The following is a 15460-nucleotide window of genomic DNA, read 5'->3' as shown; positions in this document are numbered from 1 at the left end:
GGAGCCCGCCATGGCAGCCCGATCCAAAGCCATCATCACCTGCGCCCCAACCGGCGCGATCCACACCCCCAGCATGTCGCCGTACCTGCCGGTGAGCGCCGACGACATCGCCACGGCGGCCATCGATGCGGCCCGGGCCGGCGCCGCCATCCTGCACCTGCACGCGCGCGATCCCAAGGATGGACGCCCCTCGCAGGACCCCGAACTGTTCCGGCCCTTCCTGTCGAAGATCAAGGCCGCCACCAATGCCGTGATCAACATCACCACCGGCGGCAGCCCCCACATGAGCGTGGAGGAGCGCATGCGCCCCGCCACCACGTTCAAGCCGGAGCTGGCCTCGCTGAACATGGGCTCGATGAACTTCGGCCTGTTCCCGATGCTGGAGCGCTTCAAGGAATTCAGGCACGAATGGGAGCGCCAGCATCTGGAGAACAGCCGCGACCTGATCTTCAAGAACACCTTCAGCGACATCGGGAACATCCTGAAGATCGGCAACGCCAACGGCACGCGCTTCGAGTTCGAGTGCTACGACATCAGCCACCTGAACAACCTGAAGCACTTCCTTGACCGCGGCCTGGTCAAGGCGCCCGTGTTCGTACAGTCGGTCTTCGGCATCCTGGGCGGCATCGGTGGCGATCCGGAAGACCTGATGCATATGCACCGGACCGCGAACCGGCTGTTCGGCGACCAGTACCGCTGGTCGATCCTCGGCGCCGGCCGCAACCAGATCCCGCTGGCAACCATCGGCGCGGCGATGGGCGCCGACGTGCGCGTCGGCCTGGAGGACTCGCTGTGGATCGGCCCCGGCCGGCTGGCGGCTTCCAGCGCCGAGCAGGTGCTGCGCATCCGCAGCGTGCTCGACGCGTTGAATATCGATGTCGCGACCCCGGACGAGGCGCGCGAGATGCTGGATCTGAAGGGCGCGGCAAACGTGGCCTTCTGACGGCAGGCGCGCCGCCTCGCAAAAGCAGCACCACACGCGGACGCAGGAGGCCTTCGACGCCTCCCGAAAACCGAACAAGTACCGCCGACAGGAGACACAGGTCATGTCAACCACTTATGTGCAACCCGCACGGGAAGCGCCGCTCGCCGATCATCGCTCGCTGAACGCGCTGTTGTTCAGGAAGCTGATGCCGCTGCTGGTGCTGGCCTATGTGATCAGCTTTCTCGACCGCACCAATATCGCGCTGGCGAAGAGCCATATCGCGGTTGACCTGGGCATCTCCGCGGCGGCCTATGGGCTGGGCGCGGGTTTGTTCTTCCTCAGCTACGCGCTGCTGGAGGTCCCGAGCAACCTGATCATGCATCGGGTGGGCGCGCGTTTCTGGATCACGCGCATCATGGTCACCTGGGGCTTGTTGTCCGCGGGCATGGCCTTCGTCAGCGGCGAGACCTCGTTCTATGTCATGCGCCTGCTGCTGGGCGCGGCCGAGGCCGGGTTGTTCCCCGGCGTGATGCTTTACCTCACCTACTGGTTCGGCCGCAAGGAACGGGCGCGCGCAACGGGGTATTTCCTGCTGGGCGTGTGCATTGCCAACATCCTCAGCGGACCGCTCGGCGGCGCGCTGCTGCAGATGGACGGCGTGCTGGGCTGGCGAGGCTGGCAATGGATGTTCGTGCTGGAGGGCCTGCCGGCGGTGGCCTTTGCCTTCGTGGTGTGGAAGAAGCTGCCGGACGGCCCCGCCAGCGCAACCTGGCTGTCCCCCGAAGAAGCACGGGAGGTCGAGCGCCGCCTGGCGGCGGAGCAGGCCGAGGAAGCAAGCGCCGGACATGTCGGGCATTCGTTCCGGGGGTGCCTCGCCGATCGCCAGATCTGGCTCGCGATCTTCGTGTACTTCTGCCACCAGATCAGCATCTACACCGTGATCTTCTTCCTGCCGGGCATCATCGGCACCTATGGCAAGCTGTCGCCCCTGCAGGTCGGCATGCTCAACTCCTTGCCGTGGATCGCCGCGGCGCTCGGGGCAGCCACGCTGCCGCGCCTGGCCAGCAACCCGCGGCGCTGCCGCCGCATGCTGGTGGCCGGGCTTGCCGCGATGTCCGCCGGCCTGCTGCTCGCGGCCTATGCGGGGCCGGTGGTCGCCATGGTGGGTTTCAGCCTGACGGCATCCATGTTCTTCGTGGTCCAGTCGGTGATCTTCCTCTTTCCGTCCTCGCGCCTTGCCGGCGTGGCGCTGGCGGGCGGCCTGGCGCTGGTCAATACCTGCGGTCTGGTGGGCGGCTTTATCGGCCCGTCGGTCATGGGCGTGATCGAGCAGGCCACGGGCAGTACCAGGAACGGCCTGATCATCATCGCCGGCATGCTGGTGCTCGCCGCGCTGGCCAGTATGCGGCTGCGCCAGGGGCAGGAGCGGGGGGGCGGCGTGAGTGGCGTGAGTGGCGATTGCCATCGGCCCGGCGCCGCGCGGCCGGATGCATTGCACTGCGATCGTGCGGCACGCGGCCGGGCCGCACTCCAAAGGTGTTTCATGCACAACGGTAAAGCGGTGCCGCGGCGCTGCGGCACGTTAGCGGGGAAATGCAGCGTAATCAGTGAAAGTACCTACGCTAAAAGCAAAACCTTATGCTATAAATCTCCCTAGACGAAATTTCGTCATTCGACATTCCGCACTCGCTGCCAATATCGCCAGCGAAGTGCAAAGGCAAAAAAGCCCGACCCGGTTCTACCGGTTCGGGCTTTTTGCGTTTTGTCGTTTCAATCGGAAATTTTTGGATGGACGTCGAGACGGCCAGTGGCGGAGCTTTGCCTGCAGAAAACGTCTCGCGCATCCGCTTTGGAGTGGCATGGCGGGCTTGCAAAAAAGCGCGCGGAGGTCTGCTCTGAATAGTACATCAATCGCCATTTATACGGACCAAGGAGCATCTGATGAGCCAGTTCAATCGCCGCAGATTCGTGCAAGCCGCCGGATCCATGATCGCCTTCGGTGCCGCGTCCAGCGCGCTGCTCGCGCCTCGCATCGCCCGGGCCGACGGCACCGTCAAGCTTGGGCTGCTGCACTCGCTGTCGGGCACCATCGCCATCGCCGAGGCCTCGCTCGTGGACGCCGAGAAAATGGCGGTCGACGAGATCAACGCCTCGGGCGGCGTGCTCGGCCGCAAGATCGAGATCGTGGTCGAGGACGGCGCGAGCGAGAACCCGATCTTTGCCGAGAAGGCGCGCAAGCTGCTGGAGCGCGACAAGGTCGCGGCCATTATCGGATGCTATACGTCCGCGTCCCGCAAGGCCGTGCTGCCGGCGCTGGCCCGCGCCAACGGGCTGCTCTTCTACCCGACCTACTACGAAGGACAGGAGCAGGACAGGCACGTGATCTACCCCTCGCAGGAGGCCACGCAGTCGGTGGTGGCGGCCGTGGACTGGATGGCGCGCGAGAAGGGCAAGACGATATTCCTGGTGGGTTCGGACTACATCTATCCCCGCACCTGCAACAAGATCGCAAAGGCGACCATCGCACGCCTGAACGGCAAGCTCGCGGGCGAGGAATACGCTCCGCTGGGCCACACCGAATTCTCCTCGATCATCAACAAGATCAAGGCGGCCCGTCCCGATTGCATCTACAGCACGGTGGTGGGCGGCTCGAACGTCGCGTTCTACAAGCAGCTGCGCGCGGCCGGCCTGGACGGCAGCAAGATCACCTTGCTCTCGACCGTGGTGTCCGAGAACGAGATCGAAGGCATCGGCAAGGACAACGCGGTTGGCTACTACGCGTGCATGGGCTATTTCCAGAGCCTCAAGAACCCGGCCAACGAGCGCTTCGTCAAGGCCTTCAAGGCCCGCTACGGCCAGGACCGCGTGATCGGCGATCCGATGGAGGTGGCCTACAACAGCGTCTACCTGTGGAAGCTCGCCGTGGAGAAGGCCGGGTCGTTCGATCCCGACAAGGTGCGCGCCGCCGCCGCGGGCATCGCCTTCGACGCGCCGGAAGGCACGGTGCGCATCCATGCCACCAACCAGCACGTCTGGAAGAAGGTCCGCGTGGGCAAGGCGCGGCCGGATGGCCAGTTCGACATCGTCTGGGAATCGCCCAACCCGATCGAGCCCAATCCGTTTCCGAAGCTTTGAACCCGCCGCGCCGGCCGTGCCGCGCCATGCCTGGCGGCACACCGGCTACCCGGTGGCGATGCCCCCATTTTTTTCCAGAGAACGAGCATGGACATAGACATCGTAGCGATGCAGGTCTTCAACGGCATCAGCCTGTTCACGATCCTGTTCCTGATGGCGATTGGCCTGGCCATCGTGTTCGGGCTGATGGGCGTCATCAATATGGCGCACGGCGAGCTGATGGCGCTTGGCGCCTACATGACCTACCTGACCGCGCGATGCTTCGAGACGCATGCGCCGCAGTGGATGGACGGCTATCTGTTCGCGGCCATTCCCGTGGCCTTCCTGACCACCTTCGCGCTGGGTTATGCGCTCGAGCGCGGTTTCATCCGGTTCTTCTATGACCGGCCGCTGGATACCCTGCTCGCCACCTGGGGCCTGAGCCTGATCCTGCAGCAGACCTATCGCTCGGTGTTCGGGCCGCAGGAAGTCAGCGTGCCGCTGGCCACCTGGCTGAGCGGCGCGTGGGAGCCGGTCCCGGGCATACAGCTGCCGCTGACGCGGATCTTCGTGATCGGCCTGACGGCGCTGGTGTCGCTGGGTGTGTACCTGCTGCTCTACCGCACGCGCTGGGGCTTGCGCGTGCGGGCGGTGACGCAGAACCGGGCCATGAGCAATGCGGTAGGGATCAACACCAACAGGGTGGACGCGGCCACGTTCGCCCTGGGGTCAGGGCTGGCCGGCATCGCGGGATGCGTCTTCACCATGATCGGCTCGACCAATCCCGGCACGGGGCAGCTCTATATCGTCGATTCCTTCATCGTGGTCGTCTTTGGCGGCGTGCAGAGCCTGATCGGAACCGCGCTGTCCGGATTCGCCATCGCGCAGTCCCAGACCACGCTCGAATACCTCATGAGCGGTTCGATGGCCAAGGTGGCGATCCTGCTGCTGGTGATCACGGCGCTGTACTTCCGGCCGAACGGCCTGTTCGCAAGAAAAACCCGCGGGTGATGCCATGACCTTTCCCCTACGAAAATCCGGCACCTTGCCGCTGGCATGCGTGGTACTGCTGCTGATCGTCGTGCTGCCGCTCGGCCTGGATGATTTCCGGCTGAGCCTGCTGAGCAAATACCTGTGTTTCTCCTTCGTGGCGATCGGGATCGTGCTGACCTGGGGCTACGGCGGCATTCTCAGCCTCGGGCAGGGCATCTTCTTCGGGTTGGGCGGCTACATGATGGCGATGTTCCTCAAGCTCGAAGCCTCGGCGCCGGCGTTGCCGGACTTCATGGTCTGGAGCAGCGTCGACAAGCTGCCGTTCTGGTGGGAGCCCTTCCATGGCATCGGCTTTACGCTGCTGATGATTCTCGCGGTGCCGGCGCTCCTTGCCTATGGCCTGTCCTACGCCATCTTCAAGCGGCGCGTCAGCGGCGTGTACTTCGCCATCGTGACGCTTTGCCTGGCCATGACCCTGACCGTGCTGATCGTCGGCCAGCAAGGCGATACGGGCGGAGCCAACGGCATCACGGATTTCCGCACCTTCCTGGGCATGGACATCGTCGGCGACGCCGCCAGGCGCAAGCTGTACTTCGTGCAGGCGGCGGCGGTCTCGGTGCTGATGCTGCTGGCGTCGCTGCTGCTGCGCAGCCGCTTCGGCAAGATCCTGATCGCCATCCGCGACAGCGAGGCCCGGGTTCGCTTCAGCGGCTACAACACGGCGCATATCAAGGCCTTTGTCTTCATGCTGGCGGCGGTGCTTTCCTCCATCGGCGGCGCCTTCTACACGCTGCAGGTCGGACTGATCTCGCCGAACGTGGCGGGCGTGGTGGCCTCGATCGAGATGGTGATCTTCGCTGCGGTGGGGGGGCGGCTCTCGGTGCCGGGGGCCGTCGTGGGCGCCTTGCTGGTCGGCTTTCTCAAGTCCTATCTCTCGGAGACCTTCCCCGAGATCTGGCTCTATTTCCTGGGGGCCATCTTCATCCTGGTGGTCGTTGCGATGCCGAACGGGCTGGCCGGGCTGATGGCCGGCATGAGCAGGGCGCAGCCGAATGCGGGAGGGGCCAAATGAACGCGGAGCTCGATATGGACCGTCTAGCGCCTATGCCGGGCGAGGTGGGGGAGGTCTCCACCGCTTTGTCCGCCCTGCTGCGGGTGGATGCACTCACCGTGTCGTTCGACGGCTTTCGCGCCGTCGATCAGTTGAGCCTGCACATCGCGCCTTGCGAGCTGCGGGTGATCATCGGCCCCAACGGGGCCGGCAAGACCACGCTGCTCGACATGATCTGCGGCAAGACCCGGCCGTCTTCCGGCAAGGTGTGGTTCGAGGGGCAGGACCTGACCCAGCTCTCGGAGCACGAGATCGTGCGCGCGGGGGTGGGCCGGAAGTTCCAGACGCCGTCGGTCTACGAGGACCTGACCGTCTTCGAGAATTTCGAGATCTCGATGCCCAGGGGGCAGGGCGTGCTGCAGTCGATCTTCTTTCGCCGCAGCCGGGCCGTGATCGACGAGATCGAGGCCGTCGCCGATACGGTGTTCCTGTGCGATCACCTTGAGCAGAAGGCCGGCAGGCTCAGCCACGGCCAGAAGCAGTGGCTTGAGATCGGCATGTTGCTGATGCAGGCCCCGAGGCTGCTGCTGCTGGACGAGCCCGTTGCCGGCATGAGCCCGCGCGAGCGCGAACTGACGGCCGAGCTGCTCAACCGCATCGCGCAAGGCAAGGCGGTCATCGTGATCGAGCATGACATGGATTTCGTCAAGCGGATCGCCAGGAAGGTGACCGTGCTGCACCAGGGACGCCTGCTCAGCGAGGGCACGGTGACGGAAGTCCAGGACGACCAGCGCGTGATCGATGTCTATCTGGGTCATTGAGTACAGGAGCACGCCATGCTTGAAGTCAGCCGTTTGAACGTTGCCTACCGTGAATCGCACGTCATCAAGGACATCTCGTTCTCGGTGCGGGAGCAGGAGTCCGTCGCCGTCATGGGGCGCAACGGCATGGGCAAGACCACCTTGCTCAAGGCGCTGATCGGCATGCTGCCTGCCAGGTCCGGGAGTATCCGGCTGAACGGCAGGGAGCTTGCCGATGCGCGGGGATACGAGCGGGTGCGGCAGGGCCTCGCGTTCGTGCCGCAGGGCCGGATGATCTTTCCGCAATTGACCGTGGAGCAGAACATCCTGACCGGCACCGAGTATTCCGGGTATCGCGCCGTGCCCGACTATATCTATCGCTGCTTCCCGGTGCTGGACGAGATGAAATCCCGCAAGGGCGGCAACCTGTCCGGCGGGCAGCAGCAGATGCTGGCGATCGCGCGCGCGCTGGTGTCCGATCCCAAGGTGCTGATCCTGGACGAGCCGACCGAGGGCATCCAGCCGTCGATCATCAAGGACATCGCCCGCACGCTCAACCTCCTGCGCAAGGAGCGGCAGTTCGCCATCGTCGTATCCGAGCAGGTCCTCAGCTTCGCGCTCGATCTGGCCGATCGTTTCCTCGTCATCGACGGCGGCAGGATCGTGCACGAAGAGGCGCGCGCCACTCTCGACCAGGACAAGGTCAGGTCATTCCTGACGGTATGAATTTTTCCCCCTCCCCACACACTGGACAGGAGTATTGCAATGAGACACGGAGATATCGGCAGCACCAGCGATTGCGTCGGCGTAGCGGTGGTCAACTACAAGATGCCGCGGCTGCATACCAAGGCCGAGGTGATCGACAACGCGCGCAAGATCGCGGACATGCTGGTCGGCATGAAGCAGGGCCTGCCGGGCATGGACCTGGTGGTGTTCCCGGAATACTCGACGCACGGCATCATGTACGACGCCCGCGAGATGTACGAGACGGCATCGGAGATCCCGGGCGCCGAAACCGAGATCTTCGCCGCGGCATGCCGCAAGGCCAACGTCTGGGGCGTGTTCTCGCTCACCGGCGAGCGCCACGAGGAGCACCCCGATAAGGCGCCGTACAACACGCTCATCCTGATGAACAACCAGGGCGAGATCGTGCAGAAGTACCGCAAGATCATGCCGTGGGCGCCCATCGAGGGCTGGTATCCGGGCGACTGCACCTATGTCTCGGAAGGGCCGAAGGGCATGAAGATCAGCCTGATCATCTGCGACGACGGCAACTACCCCGAGATCTGGCGCGACTGCGCCATGCGCGGCGCCGAGCTGATCGTGCGCTGCCAGGGCTATATGTATCCGGCCAAGGAGCAGCAGGCGATGGTGGCCAAGACCATGGCCTGGATGAACAATGCCTATGTGGCGGTCGCCAATGCGACGGGCTTCGACGGGGTGTATTCCTACTTCGGCGGCTCGTCGCTGATCGGGTTCGACGGGCGCGCGCTGGGCGAGTGCGGCACCGAGGAGATGGGCATCCAGTACGGGGAATTCTCCGTCAGCCTGATCCGCGATGCACGCAAGAACATGCAATCGAACAATCATCTGTTCAAGTTGCTGCATCGCGGCTACACCGGCAAGCTCAACTCCGGGGAAGGCGTCCAGGGCGTGGCCGCTTGCCCGTTTGAATTCTATGGCAAGTGGATCAACGATCCCGACGGCACGCGCAAGATGGTCGAGTCGCTGACCCGTTCCACGCTGGGCACGCCGGAGTGCCCGATCGAGGGCATTCCGCATGAAGCGGCGGCCCACCGCTAACGGCTGCACGCCCGGCAAGGCGGCCGGCGCCGGGCGCGCCGGCCGCCGCCACGATAAAGGATTCCCACGACGTGTCCTCCCACACCTCCTTGCATCACGCCTCGCATGGCTCGTCTCCTATCGACGCGTACCGGATAGAAGACGAACCCTTCTACCAATCGTCCGGCGACGAGATCGCCTGGTTCGGGCACGCGTATGCCCACCGGCTGCCGATGGTCCTGAAGGGGCCCACCGGCTGCGGGAAGACGCGGTTCATCGAGCATATGGCCTGGAAGCTGCGCAAGCCGCTGATCACCGTGGCCTGCAATGAAGACATGACGGCTTCCGACCTGATCGGGCGCTACCTGCTGGATGCGCAGGGCACCACCTGGCACGATGGCCCGCTGACCACGGCCGTGCGCCATGGCGCGATCTGCTACCTCGATGAAGTCGTCGAGGCGAGGCAGGATACGACGGTGGTCATCCATCCCCTGACCGATGCACGCCGTATCCTGCCGCTCGACAAGAAGGGCGAGATCGTGCACGCGCATCCGGATTTCCAGTTGGTGGTGTCCTACAATCCCGGCTACCAGAGCCGCTCCAAGGACATGAAGCCGTCGACCCGGCAGCGCTTCGTGGCCATGCAGTTCGACTATCCGGAGCAGGAGGCCGAAGCCGCCATCGTCGCCGGGGAGGCCCGGGTGCCGATGGCGCTGGCGGCGCGGCTGGTCGATATCGCGCACCGGTCCCGCGCGCTGAAGCACCGCGGACTGGACGAGGGCGTCTCGACCCGGATGCTGATCTACGCGGCCGTGCTGATCGGCGCGGGCGTCGCGCCACGGCAGAGCTGCGAGATGACGATGACGCAGGCACTGACCGACGACCCGGACATCGCCCTGGCGCTGCGCGGCTTCGTCGAGGCGTACTTCACGTGAGGGCGGCCGCCATGCGTTCGGGCTTTCCTCCGGAGGCCGGCCATGCCGGCGGCGTGCTCGACCGATCCGTTCCGATGCCTGCCGCGGATGCCATCGCGGGCGAAAGCGGGCAAAGAGACGTGGCCGGGCGCTGGCTGGCGGCGCTGGACGATGAAGATCCCGCCTGCGCGCGTGCGGCCGGTGCGCGCCTGGAGACGCTGCTGGCCCGGCTCTCCGGCGACGCCTTCGGACGCTGGGTGCTGACCGGCATGCGGCTGTATCCCAACGAGCCGGCCAGGCGCGAGCAGTATTTCCGGCTGGAAGATGCCCGGGCGATCGCGGCATTCCATGCCGAGGCGGGCGCCGGCGACCTGTCGTCGGCAATGCCGTCGCTGACGCTGTTGCTGGAAGGCCTGTCAGGGCGGCGTATGCATATCCAGCCACGGAGCCAGTTCGCGCTGCATGCCGCACCGCTCAGGCCGGTCCTGGCGAACGGCTACCTGCTGCTGCCCGACGACTACACATCGCTGGACGCGCCGGACCGCTACCAGCTTTACCGCGCCGCGGTCGCGCATGCCGTCGCCCATCTGCGCTACTCGCCAGCGGCTTTGCCCGTCGAGGCGCTCAAGCCCATGAGCCTGGCGGTGGTCGCCGCGGTGGAGGACGCGCGCGTGGAGCGCCTGCTGGTGCGCGACTGCCCCGGCACGCGGGCCTGGTTTGTCCCTTTGCTGGAGCAAAACCTGCAGGCCCATGGGCTGGGTTTTGCGGCCTTGATATCGCGGATGAGCCTGGCCCTGATGGAGCCGGCCTACCAGGACGACAACTACTGGGTGAACAAGGCGCGCACGCTGTTTGAAGCCCTCGGCGACGAGCAGGGCGACTATGCGGCATGCCGGCGGGTGGCCTCGGTCCTGGCCAACGACCTGGGGCAGATGCGGGTTCGCTTTCATCCGCAGCAATATGCCGTGCCGGCAGCCTACCGCGACGACAATGCCTATCTCTGGGACTACGGCAACCCGGAGACGCCGCCGCAGGCCCAGGAGCTGGAGGTGCAGTCTCATGCCGCCTTCCAGGCGGCGCCGCAGGAGGCGTGCCATGACGACAAGCGGGACGCGCAGGAGCCGGTAGCGGTGACCGCGGTCGAGTTGCGGCGGGCGTTGTATCCGGAGTGGGACTACCGCCTGGCGCGGTCGCGCAGCGACTGGTGCACGGTCATCGAGCGGTCCTTCGCCGCGCCCGCGCGTGCCGCCGGTGCTGCGCCGCCGCAGGCCCGGGCGCTGGCGGTCCTGACGCTTGCGCGCCGCCGGCATCTCAGCCGCGATGCGCGCCTGCGCCGCCAGCTCGAGGGGGAGACGCTGGATCTCGATGCGGCCATCGAACTGGCGGTCGAGCGCAGGCTCGATCTCGCCCCGGAGCCCAGGCTGTTCATCCGTCCCGCGAGCAAGGCGCGCGTATCGAGCATCCTGCTGCTGCTGGATGTCTCCGCGTCGACCAACGACGTGGTGCCGGGGGCGCAGCGCTCGGTTCTCGATATGGAGAAGGAGGCCGCCATCGTGCTGGCGCGCGCGGCGAGCGCCAGCGGTCACCGCATCGCGGTGCACGGCTTTTCGTCGGATACGCGCGCGTCCGTGAACTATTATCGCCTGCTCGATTTCGGGGCGGCCTTCGACGATGCGGGCGAGCGTGCGATCTGGTCGCTGACGGGGCAGTACTCGACGCGCATGGGAGCCGCCCTGCGCCATGCGGGCAATTGCCTGCGCGGCGAGCCGGGCGACCACCGCGCCATCATCGTCATCACCGACGGCGCGCCCTCCGATGTGGATGTGTTCGACCATGACTACCTGATCCGGGACGCGCAGGCCGCCGTCCACGACGGCTGGCGGGCAGGCGTGGCCAGCTACGGCATTGCCGTCGACCCCGGCGCGGCCGCCTACATGCGCACGATCCTGGGCCATGGCAATTTCCGCATCGCCAGCGAACCTGCGGCATTGCCCGCGCAACTGGCCGCGCTATATGCGAGGCTTGCCGCGGCATAGCCGCGCCAGATCGGGAGAACTGCCTTGGAAACCTGTTTTTTCGCCGTGTCCACGCGCCTGCGTCCGAACGCCTTTGGAGTAGAATCGGGCGCTGAAACCACGGGTTGCCGCCCGCCCTCCCTGCTGTTGCCGGCCGGATCCGGCAGGGAGCCGCTGGCGCGATCGAGGCCACGGTGATCATCGCGATGTTGCACCGGCGGCATCGCTACCTACAGGGATGTTTTCGAGCATGTCTTTGCCAGTACCTTCAGTCGGGATCGAAACCGGCCTGCGTTGCGCCCGGCGCGGGCCAAGTCTGCGAAGGAGTGTGCGCCGTGGCGAATAAGGACCCGATCCGCATTGGCGTGCTGTTTTCCGAAACCGGGGTGACTTCCACCATCGGGCGGTCGCAGCTGCAAGGCACGCTGCTTGCCATCCAGGAGGTGAACGACGCGGGCGGGATCGACGGGCGCGAGATCGTGCCGGTCGTCTACGACGCATGCTCGTCGCCGGCGGTCTATGCGCAGATGGCGGAACGGCTCATCGTCCATGACAAGGTCAACGTCATCTTCGGCTGCTATATGTCCAGCAGCCGCAAGGCCGTGCTTCCGGTCGTCGAGAAGTGGAACAGGATCCTGTTCTACCCGACCTTGTACGAGGGCTTCGAGTTCTCGAACAACATCATCTACACGGGCGCCGCGCCGAACCAGAACAGCGTTCAGCTTGCCGAGTTCATGACCGCCAATTTCGGCGCGCGGGTGTACCTGATCGGTTCCGACTATATCTATCCCTATGAGTCGAACCGCATCATGGGCGAGCTTGTGCTGCAGCGGCAGGACAGCGACAAGGTCGGCGAGCGCTATGTGCCGCTCGATGCCACGGAGAAGGATTTCAGGCCGATCATCGCGGATATCCTCGACAAGCGGCCGGACTTCATCTTTTCCACGGTGGTGGGCGACTCGACCGCCAGCCTCTATCGCGCCTACGCCGATGCGGGGCTGGATCCGAAGACCATGCCGATCGCCAGCCTGACCACTTCCGAGGCGGAGATCAGGCAGATGGGCGCCGATGTGGCCACGGGGCATTTCACGGCCGCTCCGTACTTCCAGTCGATCCAGTCCGATGCCAATCTGCGTTGCCTCGAACGTCTGCGCCGCAGGTTCGGGGAGGATTCGGTGCCGAACCTGTGCTGGGAGGCGGCCTATTTCCAGGTGCATATCTTTGCCAACGCATTTTCCCAGGCGGGCGACGATGAAATCGTGAACATCATGCCGCACATACTCGGCAGCGAGTTCGAAGCGCCGCAGGGCCGTGTGCGCATCGAGCCGTCCAATCACCACACCTGTCTTTATCCCCGCATCGGGGTGGCCAACTCGAAGGGCCAGTTCACCATCGTGCGCGAAGCCACGCGTCCGGTCCATCCCGATCCCTATCTCGTCACGCATTCGCTGGGCGACTGGACCACCACCCTGAGTACGCTGGAGCTTTGACGTGGAAGGTGGCAGCCAAAGGCGGACTATCCGGGCAACGCCCGCACTCTTGAAGGACCTGCGCACGCTGCGGGTGCTGGTGTTTCATCCGGACGATGCCGATGGCAAGCAGCTGACCCAGCAGTTGCAGCGGATCGGGTGCCAGGTGCAGGCGTTCTGGCCGCCGCTTCCCACCCTGCCCGAAGGGGTCGACGTGATCTTCCTGGCGGTCCGCCCCGACAGCATCGACGTGGGCTTCGAGTGGCTCAAGGCGGAGGAGGTGCCGACCATCATCGCGGTCGTCACCTACGAGAATCCGACGATCGTGGAGACGGTGCTGCATATCGGCTCGCAGGCGGTGCTGCCGTCGCCGGTGCGCTCGTTCGGCCTGCTGTCCGCCCTGGTCGTCGCGCGGCAGGTACATGGCGAGATCAAGTCGCATGTACGCAAGGTGCGCAAGCTGGAGGGCAAGCTGCTGGGCGTGCGGCGCATCGCCGAAGCCAAGGGCATCCTGATGCGCACGCGCCAGATCAGCGACGGCGCCGCCTATGACCTGATCCGCGACCAGGCCATGAGCAAGCGCGTCACCACGGAGGAGATCGCGGCGGCCATCATCAATGCCAACGAGATCCTGTCGTTGGGCAAGCGCTAGCGGCTGCGCGGCGCAGCGTGCCCGCGCGGGCCGCTTGGCCGGGCGGGCTTCCTGATTGCCGGCAGCCTGCTGCACCGCAATGCGGCGCTGCGCGCGCGCCCGGAAATCCGCCGAGGCCGAAAAAGTGCAACCGGACACGCATTCCCCGCAGGATTTCCTAAACTGCAAGACGTTCGCATTTTCCGTCCGCAGCCAGGCCACCCGCCATGACCCGTCTCGTCTTTGCCTCCGCCATCCAGCGCCATATCCCGAGCCCCGAGCGCGAAGTATCCGCGGCCACGGTGGGCGCCGCGCTGGAACAGGCTTTTATCGCGCAGCCGGAACTGCGCGGCTATATCCTGGACGACCAGGGCCAGTTGCGCCGGCATCTGGCGGTGTTCGTCGATGGCTCCGCCATTCTCGACCGCCGGCACATGAGTGACCGCGTGGGCGCCTGCAGCCAGATCTATGTGGTGCAGGCGCTATCCGGCGGTTGACGGCGACCGGCGGGCTGCATGGGACATGCCTGAAGCGGATGTGGATGAGCACAGGAGTTCAGCATGAGCGACCAGCTTCTCGTTGGCACCAGGAAGGGCCTGTTCATGTTGCGGCGCGACAGCGCCGGAGCATGGCAGACCGAGTCGGTGCATTTCCTGGGCGAGCCGGTCAGCATGGCGCTGGCCGATGCGCGCGACGGGGCCGTGTATGCGGCACTCAACCTCGGGCATTTCGGCGTCAAGCTCTGGCGGCGCCGGGCGCACGATGCGGCGTGGGAGGCCTGCGCGGTGCCGGTCTATCCGCCGCAGCCGGAGGCGGATTCCAGCGGCGGTGCCACGCTATCCGGCGTACCCGCCGCTGCGCAAACCGAAGGGAATGCCGCCGGGGCTACGGCGCCGGCGGAACCCCAATCCGGCCGGCCGCCCCCGGTGCCGTGGTCGTTGCAGCAGATCTGGTCGCTGGAAGCCGGCGGTGCGGACGAGCCGGGCGTGCTGTGGGCCGGCACCCTGCCGGGCGGGCTGTTCCGCTCCGGCGACGGCGGCGCCAGCTGGGCGCTCAACCGGCCGCTGTGGGACCGGCCCGAGCGCGGCGAGTGGTTCGGCGGCGGCTACGATGCGCCCGGCATCCACTCCATCTGCGTGGATCCGCACGACAGCCGTCACGTCACGGTAGCCGTATCCTGCGGCGGCGTCTGGCAGACCCGGGACGGGGGCGGGAACTGGACCTGCACCACCAGTGGCATGGTGGCGGACTACATGCCGCCGGAGCGGCGCGAGGACGCCAATATCCAGGACCCGCACCGCCTGGCGCAATGCACCGCGCATCCGCATGCCATGTGGGTGCAGCACCATAACGGTATCTTCCGCTCGGGGGATGGCGGCATGCGCTGGCAACGCCTGCAGGCGCAGCCGTCGAGCTTCGGCTTTGCCGTGGCGGCGCATCCGCGCCGGCCCAATACCGCGTGGTTCGTGCCGGCGGTGAAGGACGAATGCCGCGTGCCGGTGGGCGGCCAGCTGGTTGTCACGCGCACGCGCGATGGCGGGCACAGCTTCGAGGCATTCTCCGATGGCCTGCCCGCGGCGCCGGCTTACGACCTGATCTACCGGCATGGACTGGCAGTGGACGACAGCGGCGAGCGTCTCGCCATGGGTTCCACCACCGGCGGCCTGTGGATATCGGAGAATGGCGGGGAGCGTTGGCGCATGGTCTCGGCGCATCTGCCGCCGGTCTATTGCGTGCGCTTTGCCTGAGTTGTGCAGGCGTGTTCC

The 15460-nt window shown here is 65.9% G+C and carries 13 protein-coding genes and 1 pseudogene; all 14 read left to right on the top strand.

Going from position 1 to position 15460, the window contains the following annotated elements:
• Nucleotides 1-10 precede the first annotated feature (10 nt).
• The 14 genes and pseudogenes from kce to AC3FOF_RS29025 all read left to right on the top strand — a co-directional run bounded on the left by kce (nucleotide 11) and on the right by AC3FOF_RS29025 (nucleotide 15442).
• Nucleotides 11-943 (top strand): 3,5-dioxohexanoate:acetyl-CoA acetone transferase, encoded by a 933-nt coding sequence (gene kce, locus AC3FOF_RS29090; RefSeq protein ID WP_488728544.1) that lies wholly within the window; start codon nucleotides 11-13, stop codon nucleotides 941-943.
• A gap of 103 nt (nucleotides 944-1046) precedes the next feature.
• Nucleotides 1047-2351 (top strand): annotated as a pseudogene (locus tag AC3FOF_RS29085) (MFS transporter); the annotation flags it as partial.
• Between the two features lie 515 nt (nucleotides 2352-2866).
• Complete coding sequence (gene urtA / locus AC3FOF_RS29080) at nucleotides 2867-4060, top strand: urea ABC transporter substrate-binding protein (protein ID WP_488728543.1); 1194 nt, start codon at nucleotides 2867-2869, stop codon at nucleotides 4058-4060.
• 87 nt (nucleotides 4061-4147) lie between these two features.
• Nucleotides 4148-5050, top strand: coding sequence for an urea ABC transporter permease subunit UrtB (urtB, locus tag AC3FOF_RS29075; protein WP_017226452.1), 903 nt, complete (start codon nucleotides 4148-4150; stop codon nucleotides 5048-5050).
• Between the two features lie 4 nt (nucleotides 5051-5054).
• Nucleotides 5055-6104: an urea ABC transporter permease subunit UrtC gene (gene urtC / locus AC3FOF_RS29070; protein ID WP_276268441.1), complete on the top strand. Its 1050-nt coding sequence runs from the start codon at nucleotides 5055-5057 to the stop codon at nucleotides 6102-6104.
• Between the two features lie 14 nt (nucleotides 6105-6118).
• Nucleotides 6119-6904, top strand: coding sequence for an urea ABC transporter ATP-binding protein UrtD (gene urtD / locus AC3FOF_RS29065; RefSeq protein ID WP_488728542.1), 786 nt, complete (start codon nucleotides 6119-6121; stop codon nucleotides 6902-6904).
• Between the two features lie 15 nt (nucleotides 6905-6919).
• Nucleotides 6920-7609 (top strand): urea ABC transporter ATP-binding subunit UrtE, encoded by a 690-nt coding sequence (gene urtE, locus AC3FOF_RS29060; RefSeq protein WP_017226455.1) that lies wholly within the window; start codon nucleotides 6920-6922, stop codon nucleotides 7607-7609.
• 39 nt (nucleotides 7610-7648) lie between these two features.
• Nucleotides 7649-8686: an aliphatic amidase gene (locus tag AC3FOF_RS29055; protein WP_276268440.1), complete on the top strand. Its 1038-nt coding sequence runs from the start codon at nucleotides 7649-7651 to the stop codon at nucleotides 8684-8686.
• Between the two features lie 71 nt (nucleotides 8687-8757).
• A complete protein-coding gene (locus tag AC3FOF_RS29050; protein WP_488728541.1) occupies nucleotides 8758-9600 on the top strand; it encodes a CbbQ/NirQ/NorQ/GpvN family protein in 843 nt (280 codons plus the stop codon).
• An 11-nt stretch (nucleotides 9601-9611) separates the two neighbouring features.
• Complete coding sequence (locus AC3FOF_RS29045) at nucleotides 9612-11615, top strand: nitric oxide reductase activation protein NorD (protein ID WP_488728540.1); 2004 nt, start codon at nucleotides 9612-9614, stop codon at nucleotides 11613-11615.
• A gap of 314 nt (nucleotides 11616-11929) precedes the next feature.
• Nucleotides 11930-13084, top strand: coding sequence for a transporter substrate-binding domain-containing protein (locus AC3FOF_RS29040; protein WP_017225843.1), 1155 nt, complete (start codon nucleotides 11930-11932; stop codon nucleotides 13082-13084).
• Nucleotide 13085: 1 nt separating this feature from the next.
• Entirely contained in the window at nucleotides 13086-13715 is a 630-nt protein-coding gene (locus tag AC3FOF_RS29035; RefSeq protein ID WP_276268739.1) for an ANTAR domain-containing response regulator, read from the top strand.
• Nucleotides 13716-13921: 206 nt separating this feature from the next.
• Nucleotides 13922-14191, top strand: a complete 270-nt coding sequence (locus tag AC3FOF_RS29030; protein ID WP_017225841.1) for a ubiquitin family protein — start codon at nucleotides 13922-13924, stop codon at nucleotides 14189-14191.
• A gap of 63 nt (nucleotides 14192-14254) precedes the next feature.
• Nucleotides 14255-15442 (top strand): WD40/YVTN/BNR-like repeat-containing protein, encoded by a 1188-nt coding sequence (locus AC3FOF_RS29025; RefSeq protein WP_276268740.1) that lies wholly within the window; start codon nucleotides 14255-14257, stop codon nucleotides 15440-15442.
• Nucleotides 15443-15460: the final 18 nt, after the last annotated feature.

The organism is Cupriavidus sp. 96C5-1 (genome assembly GCF_057798855.1).
Note: the sequence above shows the minus strand (reverse complement) of the source record. Positions and strands in the feature narration are given on the sequence as shown.

What these genes read in the sequence shown, in the direction of transcription:
- kce (WP_488728544.1), top strand. Translation starts at nt 11, where the DNA reads ATGGCAGCCCGATCCAAAGCCATCATCACCTGCGCCCCAACCGGCGCG.
- urtA (WP_488728543.1), top strand. Translation starts at nt 2,867, where the DNA reads ATGAGCCAGTTCAATCGCCGCAGATTCGTGCAAGCCGCCGGATCCATG.
- urtB (WP_017226452.1), top strand. Translation starts at nt 4,148, where the DNA reads ATGGACATAGACATCGTAGCGATGCAGGTCTTCAACGGCATCAGCCTG.
- urtC (WP_276268441.1), top strand. Translation starts at nt 5,055, where the DNA reads ATGACCTTTCCCCTACGAAAATCCGGCACCTTGCCGCTGGCATGCGTG.
- urtD (WP_488728542.1), top strand. Translation starts at nt 6,119, where the DNA reads ATGGACCGTCTAGCGCCTATGCCGGGCGAGGTGGGGGAGGTCTCCACC.
- urtE (WP_017226455.1), top strand. Translation starts at nt 6,920, where the DNA reads ATGCTTGAAGTCAGCCGTTTGAACGTTGCCTACCGTGAATCGCACGTC.
- AC3FOF_RS29055 (WP_276268440.1), top strand. Translation starts at nt 7,649, where the DNA reads ATGAGACACGGAGATATCGGCAGCACCAGCGATTGCGTCGGCGTAGCG.
- AC3FOF_RS29045 (WP_488728540.1), top strand. Translation starts at nt 9,612, where the DNA reads ATGCGTTCGGGCTTTCCTCCGGAGGCCGGCCATGCCGGCGGCGTGCTC.
- AC3FOF_RS29030 (WP_017225841.1), top strand. Translation starts at nt 13,922, where the DNA reads ATGACCCGTCTCGTCTTTGCCTCCGCCATCCAGCGCCATATCCCGAGC.
- AC3FOF_RS29025 (WP_276268740.1), top strand. Translation starts at nt 14,255, where the DNA reads ATGAGCGACCAGCTTCTCGTTGGCACCAGGAAGGGCCTGTTCATGTTG.